Origin of the sequence: Ureibacillus chungkukjangi (assembly GCF_003217295.1) — a bacterium.
Classification (GTDB): Bacteria; Bacillota; Bacilli; order Bacillales_A; family Planococcaceae; genus Ureibacillus; species Ureibacillus chungkukjangi.
On sequence record NZ_QJTJ01000007.1, the window covers coordinates 60,202 to 77,794 of the forward strand.

Genomic DNA, 17,593 nt, shown 5'->3' on the forward strand with positions numbered 1-17,593 from the left:
AATGCGACCTCGCAACCAAATATAACAAACAAAAAACTGCAGCTCTAATTGTATGGAACAATTAAACTGCAGTTCTTTTATTATTTAACTAGCTCTAATTCAACAGGAACAAATTCCTCTACTGTTTCACCATTTAAATAGGCAACAGCTGTATCGATTGCTGCTTTCCCGATTTCATCTGGCTTTTGAGCAACTGTTGCCGCTAGTTTGCCTTCTTCTACCTTAGCTAGAGCATCGTCGGTTGCATCAAAACCAATGACCTTGATATTCTTACCGCTAGCTTCAATTGCTTCTAACGCACCTAACGCCATCTCGTCATTTTGTGCAAATACACCTTGAATTTGTGGATTGGCCTGAAGCATATTTTCCATTACTGTTAAGCCTTCTCCTCGGTCAAAGTTTGCTGTTAAGCTTGAAACGATTTCCACTTTGCCATCGACTGCCGTCAAGAAGCCTTCCCCACGATCACGTGCTGCTGAAGAGCCTGCAACCCCTTCTAGCATTGCCACTTTAGCACCTTCACCTACTAATTCAAGTAGATATTCTCCAGCTAAAACGCCACCTGCTACATTATCTGAAGCAATATGTGAGACTACTTCACCACTTTCAGCAGAACGGTCAACTGTAATTACAGGGATCCCAGCTGAGTTTGCCGCCTCAACGGCAGAACCAACTGCTGAAGAGTCTACAGGATTTATAAGAATCAAATCGACACCCTGTTGGATTAAATCCTCTATGTCAGAGGCTTGTTTTGATGCATCATCCTGGGCATCTACGATTGAAATCCCTACACCTTGCTCCTGTGCATTCGTTTTTGCGCCCTCACTTAATGTTACAAAGAATGGATTGTTTAATGTAGAAATCGAAAAACCAATTTTAAATGACACTTTTTCATTTGCAGCATCATCCTTTGCATTTTCTAAAAATGGAGATTCCATAGAACATGCGGAAAGGACTAACGCGACAAGTGCAACAAATAATATCGTAAGCTTTTTCATATTTTGTACTCCTTAAGCAGTTTTTTTGCGATCCATCAAGACAGCGATTAAAATAACAATCCCTTTTACAACCTGTTGCCAGAATGAAGAAACTCCTATTAAGTTCATTCCGTTATTTAAAACACCAATGATTAACGCACCGATTAATGTTCCAATAATCCAACCCTTACCACCATTCAAGCTAGTACCACCTAACACAACAGCAGCAATAGCGTCTAATTCATAAGACTGTCCTGCTGTAGGTTGAGCTGAATTTAGTCGAGAAGTTAAGATTAAGGCTGCAAGAGAAGCTAGTAACCCTGTAATTGCATAAACAGCAATCTTAACTCGATCTGTATTAATGCCTGAAAGCTTTGCTGCTTCTTCATTTCCACCGACCGCGTAAACACGGCGACCAAATGTTGTTTTTTGTAGGATGAAATACAAAACGATAAACGCAATGACCATTGTCACAACTGGTACTGGGAACCCAAGGAAGTAACCCTTACCAAATAATTGGAATGAGTAATGATTCCCAAGATCAGAAATTGGTCGACCGTCGGTAAACACTAAAGTCAAACCTCGATAAATTGTCATTGTTGCAAGTGTAGCAATAAATGGAGCTACCTTACCTTTTGTAATAATTACACCATTAATAGCACCTAAAATTAAACCGATGATTAATGAAATCCCTATTGTTAAGAATGGGTCCATTCCACTTGAAAGTAAGCTTGCTGCAATAGCACCAGTTAAAGCTAGTGTTGAACCGACGGATAAATCAATTCCACCTGTTAAGATAACAAACGTCATACCAAAGGCAATAATTGCACTAATGGAAACCTGGCGTAAGACATTGAATATATTTGCGATTGATAAAAAACTTGGATTTAATATGGATACGATAATGATTAATAAAATTAAACCGAATAGTGGTCCAAGCTTAGAGACTAATTCCTTTGATTTATAATTAGACAACTTGTTCTCCCCCTGTTGCATATTGCATAATGACTTCCTGTGTCATATGCTCTTTGTTTACTTCGCCTGTTAATTTTCCTTCTTGCATAACAATTACACGGTCTGCCATGCCAATTACTTCAGGTAACTCTGAAGAAATCATCAATATTGCCACTCCCGATTCAGCTAATTGGTTAATAATATGATAGATTTCTTTCTTAGCGCCGATATCCACTCCACGAGTTGGTTCATCCAAGATCAAAATCTCCGGTTCTGTGCCAAGCCATTTGGCGATAACTACCTTTTGTTGATTCCCACCACTTAAGGATTTTGCGCTTTGCTCCGGACCAGAAGTTCGTATCTTTAGGTCTTTAATATATTTTGCAACCATCGAATTCTCGTGTTCCTTCTTCATAATTCCAGAAGACGAACATTTTTCAAGGTTGGCAAGTGAAATATTATCTTTAATAGAGAAATCAAGAACCAACCCTTCAGTTTTACGATCTTCTGTGACAAAGCCGATTCCGTGCTTCATAGCATCAATTGGTGACTTAACGTTAATCTTCTTGCCATCTATGAAAATCTCACCATTGCTTAGCTTTCGATAGCCAAAAATTGTTTGAGCAACCTCAGTTCGTCCTGAACCCATTAAACCAGCTACACCAAGAACCTCTCCTTTTTTCAGCTTAAAAGAGATGTCTTGGAACAAACCGTTCACTGTCAGGTTCCTAACTTCTAATTTCGTCTCGCCAATTTTACAGTTTCTTTCTGGGAAGCGTTCCCCTAGCTCACGTCCAACCATCATCGCTACGATTTCATCAAAATTCGTTTCAGGAATATTACGTACGCCCACATATTGACCATCTCTTAAAATTGTAATGCGGTCACAAATTGCAAAGATTTCTTCCATTCTATGTGAGATATAAACAAAGGAAATCCCCTTTGCTTTTAGCTCATTTACTGTTTTAAATAACGTTTCGATTTCTCGATCCGTTAAAGCGGCTGTCGGTTCATCCATTACGATATATTTCGCATCACTTGCTATAGCTTTAGCAATCTCGATAATTTGCTGTTTACCAACTGATAGGTCACCCGTACGCGTTCGTGGATTAATAGTAAGACCTAATTTCGATAGAAGCTTTATTGCTTCCTTTTCCATTTGACGCGTTTTTAATATCCCTGTCTTGCCATATGTAAGTTCTTTGCCAAGAAATAAATTTTGTGCAACTGTTAAATCTGGTAGCATATTTAGCTCCTGATGGATAACAACAATACCGAGCTTTTCTGCATCCTTTGGTGATTTAAATTGAACTGTTTCTCCATCTACCATGATTTCTCCAGCATCCTTAGTATAAATACCGCTTAGAATTTTCATCATTGTAGATTTACCTGCACCATTTTCGCCCATTAGCGCATGGATTTCACCCTTTGCTAATTCAAACTGAACATTTTCTAGTACGACGTTTCCATTAAATGCTTTAGATATGCCTGACATTTGAATCATGCAACTTCACCTACTTTTATAGTTTCTAAAAAATGACACCACTTTGTAAAATCACGTTTGCATATGGTGTAGTTTCACCAGTACGGATAATAAGCTTTGTTTGCTTTGTAAGCTCTTTAAATTCTTCATGAGTGACATACTTGATATTTGGTAAGCTCTCTTTTAATTTATAGGCAACCTGATCATTCTTTGTTTCTATTTCTTCAGCTATTACAGCTGCCTCTACAACTAAATCCTCTAAAACTACCTCTAGAATGGATATAAATGATGGTTCACCTAGCTTATATGCAAGGTCAATACATGGAATTCCATCTGGGATTGGTAGACCACAATCTGCAATGACAATTCGATCAGTATGACCTAATTTCGCAAAACGTCCTGCTAATTCCCGATTTAAAATACCATGCTTTTTCATTTCAAGCCCTCCAAGCGTTCATTCACTTTTTCAATTTGTGGCATGCCACCTTGAGCACCAAATTTCTCTACTGATAGAGAGGCTGCGATATTCGCAAATTGAACAGCTGCTTCAATTGTTTTACCAGCAGTAATTGCATGAGCAAAAGCACCGTTAAACGTATCACCAGCACCTGTTGTATCCAATGCTTTTGTCTTATAGCCAGGAACATTTACTAGTTTTGTACCATCAAAGTAAGCTGCCCCTTCACCACCAAGTGTTACAATAAGCTTATTTGGATATTGTTTTAATACCGTCTCATAATCTGTGCCAAAGATTTGTTCACATTCCGTTTCATTAGGCGTTAAGTATGTCACTTTTTCAATCCACTCAGGCTTATAATTTGCTGCTGGAGCTGGGTTTAATAAAACAGGAATCGATAATTTTACACAAACATCCAAAACAAAATCGATCGTTTCGACGGGTATTTCTAGTTGGAGTATTACTAAGCTACTTTGCTTGATTAAGTCCATATGGCGTTCAATCATTTGTTGATCTAAATCGAAGTTTGCACCTGGTACCACAATAATTCGATTATCATTATCGTGTAATAGAATATTAGCTATCCCTGTAGAATTGTTTGTTTTCTCAATGCCACCTACATTGATATTTTCATTTTTCAAATTAAAATATAACTCATTTCCAAAGGCATCTTGGCCGACTGCACCAACCATTTGAACCTGACTGCCAAGCCTTGCTGCTGCTACTGCCTGATTTGCCCCTTTACCTCCTGGAATCGTAGTAAATAGGTTGCCTAGTACTGTTTCCCCTTGCTTTGGAAAAACATCTGTGCGAATCGCTATATCCATGTTAATACTGCCAATTACAGTAATCATTCACTTCTTTCCTTTCTTGTCGTTTCTCTTATTATGAGCTCAGGATCAATACAAATAGATTCTTGGGCTAATTTTTGACCTTCAATTTGTTTAATCAGTAGCTCTGCTGCCGTCTGCCCTAATAAATAAATGTTTTGTGCAACGGTCGTCAAACTTGGCGTCACTACATTACCGACTTGTATTCCATCAAACCCTACTATTTGTATGTCCTCTGGAATACGAAGTTTTAAACGATGGGCTGCTTTTAATGCACCTATTGCAGAAGCATCACTACAAGCAAATATCCCATCTATAGAAGGATTCGCCTTTAAGTAGTCATATAATATCTTTTCAGCTATTTCAAAATCATATGGACTTTCTATAATGTGGGCATCTACTCCATTTCGGTGGAGAGCTGCTTTGAAGCCTTCAATTCTCGTTTGAGAGGATGTCATGTTTTTAGGTCCACTTATACATAGTAGATTTTTTGCTCCACATTCCAGCAAATAACTTGTTGCAAGTTCTGCACCCTTCTGATTGTTCGTTGTCACTGTTGCGACTTTCGAATCGATTGGTCTATCCAATGCAACAATCGGTAATTTTACATTTTGCCAATGATTTTCTTGTTCAATAATGGAGGTTAAAATAATTCCCGCTACATACTTTTTTGTGAGCTTTTCTAAATAATGTTTTTCTTTCATTGCATTTTCATCTGAATTACAAAGAATAACGGTATATCCGTATTCAAAGGCTGTGTCCTCCACTGCTCTTGCTAATTCAGGAAAGAATGGGTTTTTAATATCAGGAATAATTAGACCAATAATATCCGACTGTTTTGTTGAAAGGGAGCGCGCTACCTCACTCGGAACATAATTTAATTCTTTTATAGCATTCTCAATTGATTCTCGTGATTTCGTTCCTACATACCCGCTATCATTTAGAAATCTAGATACTGTAGCAACAGATACTTTAGCTAATTTTGCAACATCACTAATTGTAGCCATCGATTTCTCACTTTCAAAAAATAATTAGTCATTGTGGTATCGGTTACACATTGCTTAAAAAATAAAAAACGCTATATGTAATCGGTTCCACATTTCTCGTAATTTATATTATAAATAACTTATTAATACCTACTATTTGCGTTTCTACTTCTTATTTACCCAAAAGCTATGAAATTACTCAATTATGTTTTACTTAAACAAACAATAGCTTTCAAAACTTTTTATAGTATGTCACATTTTATTTAATTAAGCTATACTTAAATTGCAATTTCGATATAAATTCACAAATTCCATATAAAAATATTGATAGATTAGCATATCTTTCTATTTTTAATCGAAAGTAGTGCTAAAGTGATAGACATTATGCCATACTGCTGTGCTATAATCATAGTTACAAAGTAGTGATAATCTATTATTTTTTGGATTTTTAGGAATGAAAGGAGATGTTAATGTGAAGAAAATTTTCAAACTATTCAAATTAGATTCAATTCGCAAAAAAATATTAGTAAGCTTTGCTATAATTGTTTCCTTTACAGCAATTTATGGTGTTTTATCTTACATAATTAATACCTCCTTGATGAACTCATCTAAAGAGATTATTGAAGAAAAGCTGGTTATATTAAATGCCGAAAATGCACTTGCTGAATCTATAAATGTTCGTGCATCTGCAGCCAGAGCCTACGTTTTAAAGGGTGATGAAGCCTATAAGGACATGTATTACGAATACAGTAAACAGGCCGATGAAAGCATGGCAATTATTGAGAAAAGTGGACATTTCGGTTTGCTACAAAATGCTAACTTTACTGCAGCAAACTGGAGCAAATTTATCGAAGAACGCGTCTTTGCAGAGTATGATGCGGGAAATATTGAAGACGCTAGATTCAATATAACAATGAGAGATTCAGATGTTGAAAGTATTCGCTCACAATTTGAAGCAGTCGCACAACAAACAGAAAATCAGATTATCGAAATTGGACATATGATGATTGAGGATACAGAAAATGCAAAATTATTACTTATAATTATGTCAGTAATAATTATCGTCGTTGCCATTATCACACAAGTCGTTCTTTCCTCACTGGTCTCAAAACCAGTTGTACGATTAATGAAGCAAATGCATAGAATTTCAGGTGGGCAATTGGATGTCGAACCCTTGCCGATAAAAACTAAGGACGAATTTGGAAAACTTGCTGAATCAACAAATAATATGACAGATCAGTTAAAAGCGATCATTGGTCAAATACAGCAGGTTTCTTCGAATGTTGAGAATAGTAGTATGAGTTTAAAATTATCAGCGGCTGAGGTTACTGAAGGAACTCATCAAACAGCCGTTACTGTTAGTCAAATTGCTGAAGGCACAGAAGAACAAGCGTCGAGTACGATGGAGCTTAGAAGTACTATGACAGCCTTCTCTGGTCAAATTGAAGAAGCAAATAATAATAGTCAACAGGTTTATCAGCATTCTGAGGTTGTAAGAGATATGACGGAAAATGGTCGTCAGCTTATGACTGATACAACCACTCAAATTGAAAGAATTAATGCTATCGTTAAAACAGCCGTAACAAAAGTAGAAAACTTAAATAATCAATCAAAGCAAATTACAAATCTTGTAAAAGTAATTACTGATATTGCTGATCAGACTAATTTATTGGCTTTAAATGCTGCGATTGAAGCTGCAAGAGCCGGCGAGCATGGGAAAAGCTTTGCAGTAGTGGCTGACGAGGTGAGAAAATTGGCTGAGCAAGTTTCTTTAAGTGTTTCAAATATCTCAACTATTGTAACGAGTATCCAAAAAGAAACAAATGAAGTTACAACCTCTTTAATGGCTGGTTATAACGAGGTTATAAAAGGCTCTGAACAAACTAATCTATCAAAGGAAACCTTTGAAAAAATATCGCTGGCGATTACTGATATGGTATCAAATATTCAAACGGTAGCCTTAAACCTGACAAATATATCACAACAAACACAAAGTATTGATACGTCAATTGAAACAATTGCTAGTGTTTCCGAGCAATCTGCTGCAAGCTCTGAAGAAGCAGCTGCCACGGTTGAAGAAGTCGCCTCCTCTATGGAGCAAGTCTCTTCTAATGCTGATGAGCTAGCAGCTAATGCTGAACAGCTAAATGACCTTGTAAAGCAATTTAAAATTTAGTTTCAAGGTATATTATTATGTAAACAAAAATTAGTCCCCTCTTAAAAAACCTGTAGATGAAACACTTTTATAGTGCCGATTCTACAGGTTTATTTTATTGCTTTCTTGTTTTGTATTATTTACTAGAACTCTTTTTAACTAGCATATAACTTACTAGAATAATAAGAACTACTACAATCGCAAAAATTGAAATGGGTATCGTCATTGACTGATCACGAAGGGCATTTCCGCCTTTTATCTCCTCCCCCTTACCGACTTCTACAGAAGGCTTTTGTCCCTCCCCTAATGAATTCAAATCAGCTGCTTCACTCAATAAAGTCGTCTTCGAACAAAGACTAGCTCTCTTTTTTCCACCCTCATTATTGCCATAAACTAAAAATTCTTCATCTATCGTAAAATTAAATCCACAGCTTGCCGATTCACGCTCGGTAAAAATTAGAGCTTCTGTTTCACTTAAACCCTTCCAAGTATTCGAAACCTCAAAGCGTATTTCTAGTAAATCCGCTGAAGACTGCAAAAATAGACTCTTATTGTTATCCTTGATATCTAAAACCTTACCCGAAAATACAAAGTCACTTCTATTCATTTCTTCCTCTGCACTTCCTGGTTGACTACAAGAGCATGCAAAGCTGGAAGTCGTAGAAAGATTCACTACAAAAGGAAATATTAAAAGAAAAGCTATTAACAATTTTATTTTCATGATGTAATCCTCCTTTATTTATTCGACTAAAAAATGGAAATAAAGTTACATTTGAAATTGGGTAATTATAAAAAAAGAAACTACCCAATTGGATAGTTTTAAATAAAATATGCTTATTATTTGTTAGATAGATATAATTTTAGAATTTGACAATCATTCTTTTTGTCAACTGACGGATGAGCCATAAACAGATAGAAAGTATTAGCAGAATCGCTACAATTGAAATGACAATCGGGATTTCAATTTCGTCGACAAAACCTGGAACATTCAAGCCTAGGCTTATGGATAGTAAAATATCTTCTACTTGAACTACAATAAATCCAAGAATAATGAATAATAACCCTACAATCACACCGAATCGACTAAATGCAGCACCAATTAACCAACCAACAACGTAATAAGTAAAGATATTTATAGCAAAAACTAAAATTGCAGCTATCCAGTTCGAGCTCAGCTCAATATATGGTGTAAAGATAACAGAAGTAATTATATCCGCTACAATATGATTATCTGCCTCATGAAGTGGATTTTCAAAAGACTCTAGATTAATAAGTAAATTGAACAAATTAATGACCAATTGTATAGCTCCTGTAATAACTGCGCTTATTATTGGTAAAACCAGGGCAAGCCCGATTGTTCCAATAATTGTACCTTTGAAATAATCCTTTCTTGTTATACCATTGCTCACATAATGTGGTATAAATCCAACAGCTGAAATGATTCCAATAACAAGCATGAAGATATTAGATGCTATAAAAGTAGCTGTAAAAAAAGTGTTAACCTCATTCCCATTGAAATAGGACGTTATCATCTTTATAATTTGAACAATTAGCATGACGCCTAAAAAACCTGACGCCCATGTCCCTTGTAAAAAAAACATATCACTTGCAACTTTTGGATAATTTCTTGGTTGCTTCATTTTATTCCTCCCCCTCTGTTAAATGGATGAACAATTCTTGTAAAGAAATGGGACCAACTTCAAGCCCTTTAGCCTGTGCAGCTTTTCGCTCAGCATCGCTTAGTTCCCCATATATCATGACTGATTTTGTATTTCCTAATTGTTTTGTATTGAGCTGGTTCATCGATTGTACAAATGAATCTACATCCTCTGCTGGACCCGTAATAGATGCCCCTTTGGTAACAAGTGATTCGTATTCTTCTTGAAGAACAAGCTCACCTATATTTACAATCAATACTTCATCAAACAAATAATCCATTTCGGATACAAGGTGAGTTGACATAATAATAATACGGGGATGTTCAGACTGGTCTTCTAGTAGCTCTTGATAAAAAATTTCTCTTGTAGGTGCATCCATCCCATTATAGGCCTCATCGAAAATAGTAATTGGTGCGCGGCTCGCCAAGCCAATCGTTACACTTACTGCGGACTGCATTCCTTTTGAAAATTGCTTTAATGGTTTATCCATCGGTAGTTTGAATCTTTGGATTAGATGGTTGGCATAATCGAAATCAAAATACGGACGATATCTGTTCACATTTTCCAAAGTATTTTTAAGGTTATCTGTTTCATCCTTATAATCCTTGTTGAACACAAAGTTGACATGCTGCATCAGCTTTGCATTTTCAAAGGGATCTTCTCCCTCAATGGAAATAGAACCACTAGAGGGCTCACGGAATGAGGCCAATAGAGATAATAAGGTTGTTTTCCCTGCACCGTTTCTCCCTAATAATCCATAGATTTTGTTTTCATTTATAGTAAAAGTAATATCCTTTAAGGCATATCGGTTTTTAAATTTAACGGACACGTTATTCACTTCTATACGCAACGTTATACACTTCCTTTACATTTTTTGATTAGTTCAAATAGCTCTTGGTCGGTAATCCCCAACTTATTCGCTTCCTGTACAAGTCCCACTACGAAGTTTTCCAGAAAAGTATCTTTTCGATTTTGAATTAGCCTCTCTCTTGCCCCTTCTGCCACAAACATTCCAATTCCTCTTCTCTTAAAAAGGATTCCTTCTTCTACCAATTGATTGACGCCTTTTGAAACGGTTGCATGATTGATTTTATAAAAATTCACAAGCTGTGTTGTTGAGGGTGCTTGCTCCCCTTCTTTTAACTGATTGTCTACAATTTGATCTTCAATTCTTTCGCGAATTTGAAGATAAATCGGTTTATCCTGCTCAAACAAATTACTCAATCGTATCACCACTTTTCGATTTGTACTTTCATGGTTTTATAGTTAAACGGTTATACACTTATGTATATAACCATAACAGCATATGCTGTACTCGTCAATTAATGACCAAGAATTTGTATAAAAAAATGCCCTAAAAAGCTGCAATGCAGCCTTTTAAGGCATTTAAATTTTATGTTAAGTTAATTGCTGTTCAGCATATTTTCGATATAAATCGTGGGATTCCGTTAATTCAGCATGAGTTCCCATTCCAGTAATTTGTCCTTTTTCTATAAAGATGATTTTGTCCGCATCCACAATTGTAGAAAGTCTGTGGGCAATGACAAATGTTGTGCGTCCCTCCATTAACCGAGATAGTGCTTGCTGGACAACACTTTCTGATTGACTGTCCAGACTTGCAGTTGCTTCATCCATTAGAAGAATTTTAGGATCCCGTAAGAAGGCACGTGCTATAGCAATTCTTTGCTTTTGACCGCCTGAGAGCTTAACACCGCGTTCCCCCACTTCAGTATCAAGATCGTTCGCGAAGGAGCGAATAAATTCATCTGCATATGCCATTTTGGCAACTTCCCATAGGCGTTCATCAGAAATCTCTTCACTTAAGCCATAGCACAGATTGTCGCGAATCGTTCCAGACATCATGGCACTTTCCTGTGATACATAACCAATTTGACTTCTCCATGAAGATAAGGAAATTTCATTGATAGGTGTATCCCCAACCTTTATAACTCCCTCTGATGGAATATAATAACGTTCAAGCATAGCAAATAAGGTAGTTTTCCCTCCTCCACTAGGACCTGCAAAGGCTATCATCTCACCTGGTTTAGCTTCAAAGGATACATTTTTAATAACAGGTTCGTCTTCGTTGTAGGCATAAGATACATTCATAACCCGAATTATTTCGTTTTTAATATCCTTTTCGATTCCCTCTTGCCCATCCTCTAGAGGCATTTCTAAAATATTAATAATTCGCTCTGTTGCCCCTTTCGCTTTTTGGAGCTGTGTAAAGAACATTGCAAAGGATGTTATTGGGAAAATAATTTGGAACAGATATAATAGGAAGGCAACAAGGGATCCAGTGGACATCGTACCTTCTGCTACACGTATACCGCCATAGCCAATGATCATTACAATTACAAACATGACTACTGTATACATAAAGGGTCCGATTAAAGCAAAAATCTTCGCTTCCTTAAGACCAAACTTTAAGAGCGAGCTGATGCCCGTCTTCCCTTTTTGTTCTTCAAACTTTTCTGCATTAGATGATTTCATCAGTCTAATTTCACTAATTGTTTGTTGAATATTACCCGAAAATGTAGCTGTTTCATCCTGCAAACCTTTTGAAATTTTCGCCATTTTTGAGCCAAGTGGAACCATAATAACTACAGTAACCGGCACAGATATAAGCATGATTAAAGTCATTTTCCAATCCATGATAAATAAGATAATGACTGCCCCAATAATTGAAATTAGCCCTGAGATAAATTGCGGGAAATGCTGTGAGATTAAATCTTTCACAATTCCTGTATCATTGACAACGCGGCTAACCGATTCTCCACTTTGCTGAGTATCAAAATACGAAACTGGCAATCTAATCATTTTAAGCCACATTTTTTCACGCATATTAGCTACTACCTTTTGTCCTACAAAGGCTAGTAAATATGTAGAAACACCATCGATGACAGCCTGTAAGATGAAGACTCCTACGATAAGAATGATTAATGTAGTGCTAACAGTTGAAAGCGAAAATCCATCGACAAAATCTCTTGTCAATATAGGAATAGTTAGACCGACAATTGTTGTAATGAGGCTAAATATTAACCCAAAAGTAAGTGCAACTTTAGGAATGCCGATAGAAAATATCAAAGATAAAAATGGTTTAAGACTATTATTTTGTTTGTCCATTTTTTAATGCTCCTAAATTTATATTTTGGTATCTTTATACAGGAAAAACTTTCATTTCTATCATACAACATAAATAGGTATTTCTTATCAGAATTACTCCACTAAAATTTTCTCTTATAATAATAAAACGAACTCCCTCTTAACTTTTAGTATCTTAAGAGGGAGTTCTAAAGTTTTTTAGATTCTATTTAGAATAATCCGAGTGCTTGTCCATCTTCTGTTACGTCCATACGTAGAGCTGCTGGTTCCTTTGGTAAGCCTGGCATTGTCATAATGTCACCAGTCAAACAAACAAGGAAGCCTGCACCTAATTTAGGAATCACTTCTCGTACAATGATTGTAAATCCTTGCGGGCGACCTAACTGCTTTGGATTGTCTGATAATGAATATTGGGTTTTAGCCATACAAATCGGTAAATCATCCCAATCGAATTGCTCGATTTGAGCCATCTGTTTTTTCGCTTGATCTGTAAATTGTACTCCTTCACCACCATAGACCCTTTGAACAACTGCATTAATTTTTTCTTCAATAGAGTCAGTCGTCTTATATAATGGCGCGAAGTTTTGCGGCTCCTCGAGTATCTCAAGCACCTGTTGAGCAAGCTCAAGCCCTCCTTTACCGCCTTCCTCCCATACATTTGTACGTGAAATTCTTACATTATTTGCATGAGCCCAGTTTAAAATAGTAATCAGCTCTGCTTCTGAATCCGTAACAAAACGGTTCAATGCAACGACAGGTTCGATTCCAAATTCACGTATCGTCTGAATATGTTTTTCTAGATTCGGAATTCCATTTATTAAAGCCTCAACGTTTTCTTCGGATAAATTAGTCTTTGTTACGCCACCGTGCATTTTTAGCGCACGAATCGTTGTAACAACAACTACAGCATCCGGTGCAAAACCACCCTGACGTGCCTTAATATTCATAAATTTCTCTGCACCTAAATCCGCCCCAAAACCAGCTTCAGTAACAACGATATCAGCTAGGTTTCGTGCAGTTTGTGTTGCAATAATAGAGTTACAGCCATGAGCTATGTTAGCAAATGGTCCTCCATGAATAAGAGCTGGTGTACCTTCTATTGTTTGTACTAAATTTGGTTTAAAAGCATCCTTTAGCAATAAAGTTAGAGCTCCTTCAACCTTTAAATCACGAACAAATACAGGCTCCTTCATGTAGGTGTAACCAATTACGATATTTGCAAGACGTTCTTTCAGGTTTTCAAGGCTTGTCGCTAAACAGAAAATTGCCATAATTTCAGAGGCTACTGTAATATCAAATCCATCTTCTCTTGGTACCCCCTGCATAGGTCCACCTAACCCTACTACAATGTTACGAAGAGAACGGTCGTTTATATCTAATACGCGTTTCCATATAATTCTTCTTGGGTCAATTTGGAGCTCATTGCCCTGATGTATATGATTGTCGATAAGAGCTGCTAGTGCATTATTTGCAGAAGTAATTGCATGTAAATCACCAGTAAAATGCAGGTTTATTTCCTCCATAGGGACTACCTGTGAATACCCTCCACCTGTTGCACCGCCCTTAACGCCCATTACCGGTCCTAATGAAGGCTCACGTAATGCCACAATTACTTTCTGGTCGAGTTGCTTTAACGCATCAGACAACCCAACTGTAATAGTTGACTTTCCTTCACCTGCTGGAGTGGGACTTGTAGCTGTAACAAGCACGACTTTTCCTAATGCACTTCCGGAAATTTTAGTTGTATCAATTTTGGCTTTATATCTGCCATATTGTTCAATTGCATCAAGTGGAATTTGAGCAGACTCTGCAATTTCCGTAATTAGCTTCATCTCTGCTTGACTCGCAATTTGTAAATCCGTTAATTTTTTAGTCGTTGTCATATTCGCTGCCTACTTTCTCTCTACGTCTAAATTTATTATAAACTTTTTATGACAAACAAAAAGGGCTGTTATACTTGCAGAAATGTCAAAATGTTGACACTATTATTACAATCATGTATATTTTAATTCGTAATAGCTCCATATTAATAAATGCCATACTAACGATATAGGAGGAGAACGCCTCTATGCACCAAGGAAAAGTGAAATGGTTCAATAATGAAAAGGGCTATGGTTTTATTGAATGCAACGACGGTGAAGATGTTTTCGTTCACTTCACTGGCATACAAGAAGAAGGATTTCGTACGTTAGATGAGGGACAAGATGTATCATTTGATATTGTCGAAGGTAATCGCGGTCCCCAAGCGTCAAATGTTGTTAAACTATAAGTTGGTGCCAGTCAGACAAGCAAGTAAGACTGGTTTTTTTATTTAAATTTTCGTAATAATAATGACAGCAATGAAGTATCGAAAAGCCGATACTTCATTTTTATATTTATGCTGTAAAAATTGCTGGTAAATGAGGGCTTGGCAATAGCATGTACATAAACAGATACATTTGTGGTCAAATTACATTTTTCTAATCATTCACTGGGACATAACCTGCTTTTTCAACTAATTCTTGTCCTTGGGGTGATACTATCCAGTCGATTAGTTTTTCTACATTTGGATTTTTTGAACCCGCTGTCACTATATAGAATTCCGAAGCAATTGGATAGCTATTATTACGAATATTTTCCTTAGTGGGAGCAACCCCATCAATTTCAAGTAATTTGATCTTGTTATTTTGGACCATTTCAGTTGAATAAAATCTAAAAGTATAGCCTATTGCATTCTTAAAATTTTTATACTGAGAGACCTCACTAATGATACCCCCCATTGCAGATGCGATATCGTCTGTAGGTGCTTCCATTATTGGCGTTTCTCCCATAAAGGACTGTAAAGCTGACTGTGAACCACTATCCTCCGGTCTTTGAAAAGCACGAATACTATCGTTCCCGCCTCCAACCTCATTCCAATTAGTGATTTCACCGGAATATATTCCTTTTAACTGCTCACTTGATAATCCCTCGATATCATTCTTTTTATTCACAAAAAATACGAAGGCTTCCCTACCAATTGGAGTCAGCTTCAAATCTAACCCTAGTGATTCCGCTCGATTCAATTGTGATTTAGATGGTGCTGCGACGAAAATCATATCCACCTTTCCTTCGAATAAATTGGTGTAAGCATTAGGAGTTGTCGTGACAATGATTTCACTGCTATGTAAATCGTATTCTTTTTCTGGATAAGTAGCCTGTGCAATTGCTGAATACAAAGGGTACAAGGCAGTTGCACCATCAATTCTAGGCAAATTTTCTTTCATGGTGAATGTAGAAGGCTCACTTAAGGTAGCAGCCTTTGAATCCTTTGAAAATGGCATATAATCATAAATATCAACCTCGGAATCTACTGTTGCTAATAGCTTTGTATACCCCACTTCTATTGGTTTAATAGATGTAATACCAATTGCAGCAAAGGCGACTATGAAGAAAACTAGCTTACCTTTTTTCTTTTTGAATAAGTGAAAGGCATTAAACACATACGTTATAAACAATACAAAAGCGATTGCAAAAATTAGTGCTATATAATGCATTTCCCCCATTAGCAAGGTAAAGAATGCAGCTAGTCCTGAAAAAAACAACAGTGAAATAAATACAAAAATAGACATAAAAACTCGCTCGGAAATTGAATTGTTTTCCAAATGAAAACCTCCTTTTACATAATTCGCTTCTTATAATAAGCAGCCCCTGCTCTCACAATAACATTTTTTCCCAAGCAATTCCTCCTTTGTTTAAATATTTTGAAAGACTATGTATCTTCTTCCTAACAATCTCATAATTATGGTATAGGCATAGGAAGGAAGCATCCTTACTTTCCCATGCCCACTATACATATAAGGAGAACTTACTTGAGATCAAAAAAACTCTATAAATATTATCTTAAAGATTTACTGACAAAAATTCCTTGGATTATTGCAGGTGCTTTTATGGCTGCTATAAGTCTTGAAGTCATCCTTGTTCCCAATGGATTGATCGACGGCGGAATTACAGGTATTTCAATTATGCTTTCGAAAGGTTTAGGTTTATCATTAAGCACGCTTATCTTCTTACTTAATATTCCTTTTATTTACTTGGGCTATAAACGATTAGGTAAACGTTTCGCTTTCTGTACGATGTTAGGCATTATTTCGTTGACTGTCTCAACAGGCCTTTTAGATGCATTTCCTCCTTTTCTTCATGGAAATTCCTTTTTGTTAATCTTTATCGGTGCTATTTTACTTGGACTGGGCATAGGAATTGTACTTCGAAATGGTGGAGCGATAGATGGGACAGACGTGCTTGCAATTCTGATTTCTAGAAGAACCTCTTATTCAGTGGGAGAATCTATTTTCATAATCAACATTTTTATATTCATGGTAGCCTTTCTTCTGTTCGGTCTGATGGGTGCAATTGTTTCAATCATCACTTACTTTATTGCAACAATTGTTGTCGATGTAGTGAGGACTTAAATTTTTTCAGAAGGCTGAGAATACCTTTTGATTGGTAAATTCAAAAATGGCTTTGTTCCTTTTTTAACTATTAAATGTAGAACGTGTTCTATTTCCTCTCTAGACCTTTCTTCAAGAATTGGCATGATTTCAGCTATTATTTGTTTTCGCTCTTGTTCAGTAAGACCGTATTTGTTCTCAATGCTATTCATGAATTATCACACTTCCCACTTACTTTTTTTAATACAAGATTGATTTTCCGTTCAACCTGCCCTTTCAGAACTTCCCCAGTGTACTGAAAGGGTATAATGTTACCGCGAAAATTAAAGCTATAGAAACATTCATTTCGATTGAAGCATTGATAATTTTCGTAGGCTACACCCCTCTTATAAAGAGATTTTGATACATGGTTAAATTCGTCCTTTAAAATTTCTAATTGCTGTGTACAAAAGTTAAGATAAGGACGTTTTACCTTAAAGGATTCAAATAATCTCTGATCATGCTTCACAGATTTAATGGCCAATTCTAAGATTACATACAAATGAATCATTGATTTTATTTCATTTGGTAAATCCATGC

The 17,593-nt window shown here is 36.4% G+C and carries 18 protein-coding genes; 3 read left to right on the forward strand and 15 right to left on the reverse strand.

All coding sequences use genetic code 11. The annotated features are described in order from the left end of the window. Positions 1-80: 80 nt before the first annotated feature. The 6 genes from rbsB to BJ095_RS07560 are packed head-to-tail and all read right to left on the reverse strand — an operon-like array spanning position 81 to position 5,708. Complete coding sequence (gene rbsB / locus BJ095_RS07535) at positions 81-998, reverse strand: ribose ABC transporter substrate-binding protein RbsB (protein ID WP_107934443.1); 918 nt, start codon at positions 996-998, stop codon at positions 81-83. A gap of 12 nt (positions 999-1,010) precedes the next feature. Further along, positions 1,011-1,952 (reverse strand): ribose ABC transporter permease, encoded by a 942-nt coding sequence (rbsC, locus tag BJ095_RS07540; protein ID WP_235867605.1) that lies wholly within the window; start codon positions 1,950-1,952, stop codon positions 1,011-1,013. Further along, positions 1,945-3,435, reverse strand: a complete 1,491-nt coding sequence (locus tag BJ095_RS07545) for a sugar ABC transporter ATP-binding protein (protein WP_107934439.1) — start codon at positions 3,433-3,435, stop codon at positions 1,945-1,947. Before BJ095_RS07545 ends, rbsC begins: the two co-directional genes overlap by 8 nt. A 25-nt stretch (positions 3,436-3,460) precedes the next feature. Beyond that, entirely contained in the window at positions 3,461-3,850 is a 390-nt protein-coding gene (gene rbsD, locus BJ095_RS07550) for a D-ribose pyranase (RefSeq protein ID WP_107934437.1), read from the reverse strand. Continuing rightward, positions 3,847-4,725 (reverse strand): ribokinase, encoded by an 879-nt coding sequence (rbsK, locus tag BJ095_RS07555; protein ID WP_107934435.1) that lies wholly within the window; start codon positions 4,723-4,725, stop codon positions 3,847-3,849. The genes rbsD and rbsK overlap by 4 nt, the downstream gene beginning before the upstream one ends. Then, the gene (locus BJ095_RS07560) at positions 4,722-5,708 is read right to left on the reverse strand and encodes a LacI family DNA-binding transcriptional regulator (protein WP_107934434.1); all 987 of its coding nucleotides are present in this window, start codon (positions 5,706-5,708) and stop codon (positions 4,722-4,724) included. Before BJ095_RS07560 ends, rbsK begins: the two co-directional genes overlap by 4 nt. 451 nt (positions 5,709-6,159) lie before the next feature. On the opposite strand from BJ095_RS07560, the gene BJ095_RS07565 reads away from it, so the two are divergent. Further along, the gene (locus tag BJ095_RS07565) at positions 6,160-7,863 is read left to right on the forward strand and encodes a methyl-accepting chemotaxis protein (protein ID WP_181417990.1); all 1,704 of its coding nucleotides are present in this window, start codon (positions 6,160-6,162) and stop codon (positions 7,861-7,863) included. Positions 7,864-7,978: 115 nt separating this feature from the next. Here BJ095_RS07565 and BJ095_RS07570 read toward each other — a convergent pair whose 3' ends face one another. The 6 genes from BJ095_RS07570 to BJ095_RS07595 all read right to left on the reverse strand — a co-directional run bounded on the left by BJ095_RS07570 (position 7,979) and on the right by BJ095_RS07595 (position 14,488). Then, complete coding sequence (locus BJ095_RS07570) at positions 7,979-8,563, reverse strand: hypothetical protein (RefSeq protein WP_107934430.1); 585 nt, start codon at positions 8,561-8,563, stop codon at positions 7,979-7,981. 139 nt (positions 8,564-8,702) lie between these two features. Continuing rightward, positions 8,703-9,482 carry a hypothetical protein gene (locus BJ095_RS07575; RefSeq protein ID WP_107934428.1) on the reverse strand — a complete coding sequence of 260 codons (780 nt, stop codon included), beginning with the start codon at positions 9,480-9,482 and terminating at the stop codon, positions 8,703-8,705. Position 9,483: 1 nt separating this feature from the next. Then, on the reverse strand, positions 9,484-10,356 hold the full coding sequence (locus BJ095_RS07580) for an ATP-binding cassette domain-containing protein (RefSeq protein ID WP_107934426.1): 873 nt from the start codon (positions 10,354-10,356) through the stop codon (positions 9,484-9,486). Continuing rightward, a complete protein-coding gene (locus tag BJ095_RS07585) occupies positions 10,353-10,724 on the reverse strand; it encodes a GntR family transcriptional regulator (protein ID WP_107934425.1) in 372 nt (123 codons plus the stop codon). Before BJ095_RS07585 ends, BJ095_RS07580 begins: the two co-directional genes overlap by 4 nt. 174 nt (positions 10,725-10,898) lie before the next feature. Continuing rightward, complete coding sequence (locus BJ095_RS07590; RefSeq protein WP_107934423.1) at positions 10,899-12,626, reverse strand: ABC transporter ATP-binding protein; 1,728 nt, start codon at positions 12,624-12,626, stop codon at positions 10,899-10,901. A gap of 188 nt (positions 12,627-12,814) precedes the next feature. Further along, on the reverse strand, positions 12,815-14,488 hold the full coding sequence (locus tag BJ095_RS07595; protein WP_107934421.1) for a formate--tetrahydrofolate ligase: 1,674 nt from the start codon (positions 14,486-14,488) through the stop codon (positions 12,815-12,817). 185 nt (positions 14,489-14,673) lie between these two features. On the opposite strand from BJ095_RS07595, the gene BJ095_RS07600 reads away from it, so the two are divergent. Beyond that, entirely contained in the window at positions 14,674-14,874 is a 201-nt protein-coding gene (locus BJ095_RS07600; RefSeq protein ID WP_107934419.1) for a cold-shock protein, read from the forward strand. A 190-nt stretch (positions 14,875-15,064) separates the two neighbouring features. On the opposite strand, the gene BJ095_RS07605 is transcribed toward BJ095_RS07600, so the two are convergent. Continuing rightward, positions 15,065-16,228, reverse strand: coding sequence for a substrate-binding domain-containing protein (locus BJ095_RS07605; RefSeq protein WP_107934417.1), 1,164 nt, complete (start codon positions 16,226-16,228; stop codon positions 15,065-15,067). 207 nt (positions 16,229-16,435) lie between these two features. Here BJ095_RS07605 and BJ095_RS07610 point away from each other — a divergent pair, with 207 nt between their 5' ends. Next, positions 16,436-17,035: a YitT family protein gene (locus BJ095_RS07610; RefSeq protein WP_181417991.1), complete on the forward strand. Its 600-nt coding sequence runs from the start codon at positions 16,436-16,438 to the stop codon at positions 17,033-17,035. On the opposite strand, the gene BJ095_RS07615 is transcribed toward BJ095_RS07610, so the two are convergent. Beyond that, positions 17,032-17,226, reverse strand: coding sequence for a hypothetical protein (locus BJ095_RS07615; RefSeq protein ID WP_107934413.1), 195 nt, complete (start codon positions 17,224-17,226; stop codon positions 17,032-17,034). The two genes, BJ095_RS07610 and BJ095_RS07615, sit on opposite strands and share 4 nt — an antisense overlap. Further along, entirely contained in the window at positions 17,223-17,591 is a 369-nt protein-coding gene (locus BJ095_RS07620; RefSeq protein WP_107934411.1) for a hypothetical protein, read from the reverse strand. The genes BJ095_RS07615 and BJ095_RS07620 overlap by 4 nt, the downstream gene beginning before the upstream one ends. Between the last annotated feature and the right edge of the window lie 2 nt (positions 17,592-17,593).

Bases quoted from the DNA above. Each gene is read 5' to 3' on its own strand.
- rbsB (WP_107934443.1), bottom strand. From the start codon at position 998: ATGAAAAAGCTTACGATATTATTTGTTGCACTTGTCGCGTTAGTCCTT.
- BJ095_RS07545 (WP_107934439.1), bottom strand. From the start codon at position 3,435: ATGATTCAAATGTCAGGCATATCTAAAGCATTTAATGGAAACGTCGTA.
- rbsD (WP_107934437.1), bottom strand. From the start codon at position 3,850: ATGAAAAAGCATGGTATTTTAAATCGGGAATTAGCAGGACGTTTTGCG.
- rbsK (WP_107934435.1), bottom strand. From the start codon at position 4,725: ATGATTACTGTAATTGGCAGTATTAACATGGATATAGCGATTCGCACA.
- BJ095_RS07560 (WP_107934434.1), bottom strand. From the start codon at position 5,708: ATGGCTACAATTAGTGATGTTGCAAAATTAGCTAAAGTATCTGTTGCT.
- BJ095_RS07570 (WP_107934430.1), bottom strand. From the start codon at position 8,563: ATGAAAATAAAATTGTTAATAGCTTTTCTTTTAATATTTCCTTTTGTA.
- BJ095_RS07575 (WP_107934428.1), bottom strand. From the start codon at position 9,482: ATGAAGCAACCAAGAAATTATCCAAAAGTTGCAAGTGATATGTTTTTT.
- BJ095_RS07590 (WP_107934423.1), bottom strand. From the start codon at position 12,626: ATGGACAAACAAAATAATAGTCTTAAACCATTTTTATCTTTGATATTT.
- BJ095_RS07595 (WP_107934421.1), bottom strand. From the start codon at position 14,488: ATGACAACGACTAAAAAATTAACGGATTTACAAATTGCGAGTCAAGCA.
- BJ095_RS07600 (WP_107934419.1), top strand. From the start codon at position 14,674: ATGCACCAAGGAAAAGTGAAATGGTTCAATAATGAAAAGGGCTATGGT.
- BJ095_RS07615 (WP_107934413.1), bottom strand. From the start codon at position 17,226: ATGAATAGCATTGAGAACAAATACGGTCTTACTGAACAAGAGCGAAAA.
- BJ095_RS07620 (WP_107934411.1), bottom strand. From the start codon at position 17,591: ATGGATTTACCAAATGAAATAAAATCAATGATTCATTTGTATGTAATC.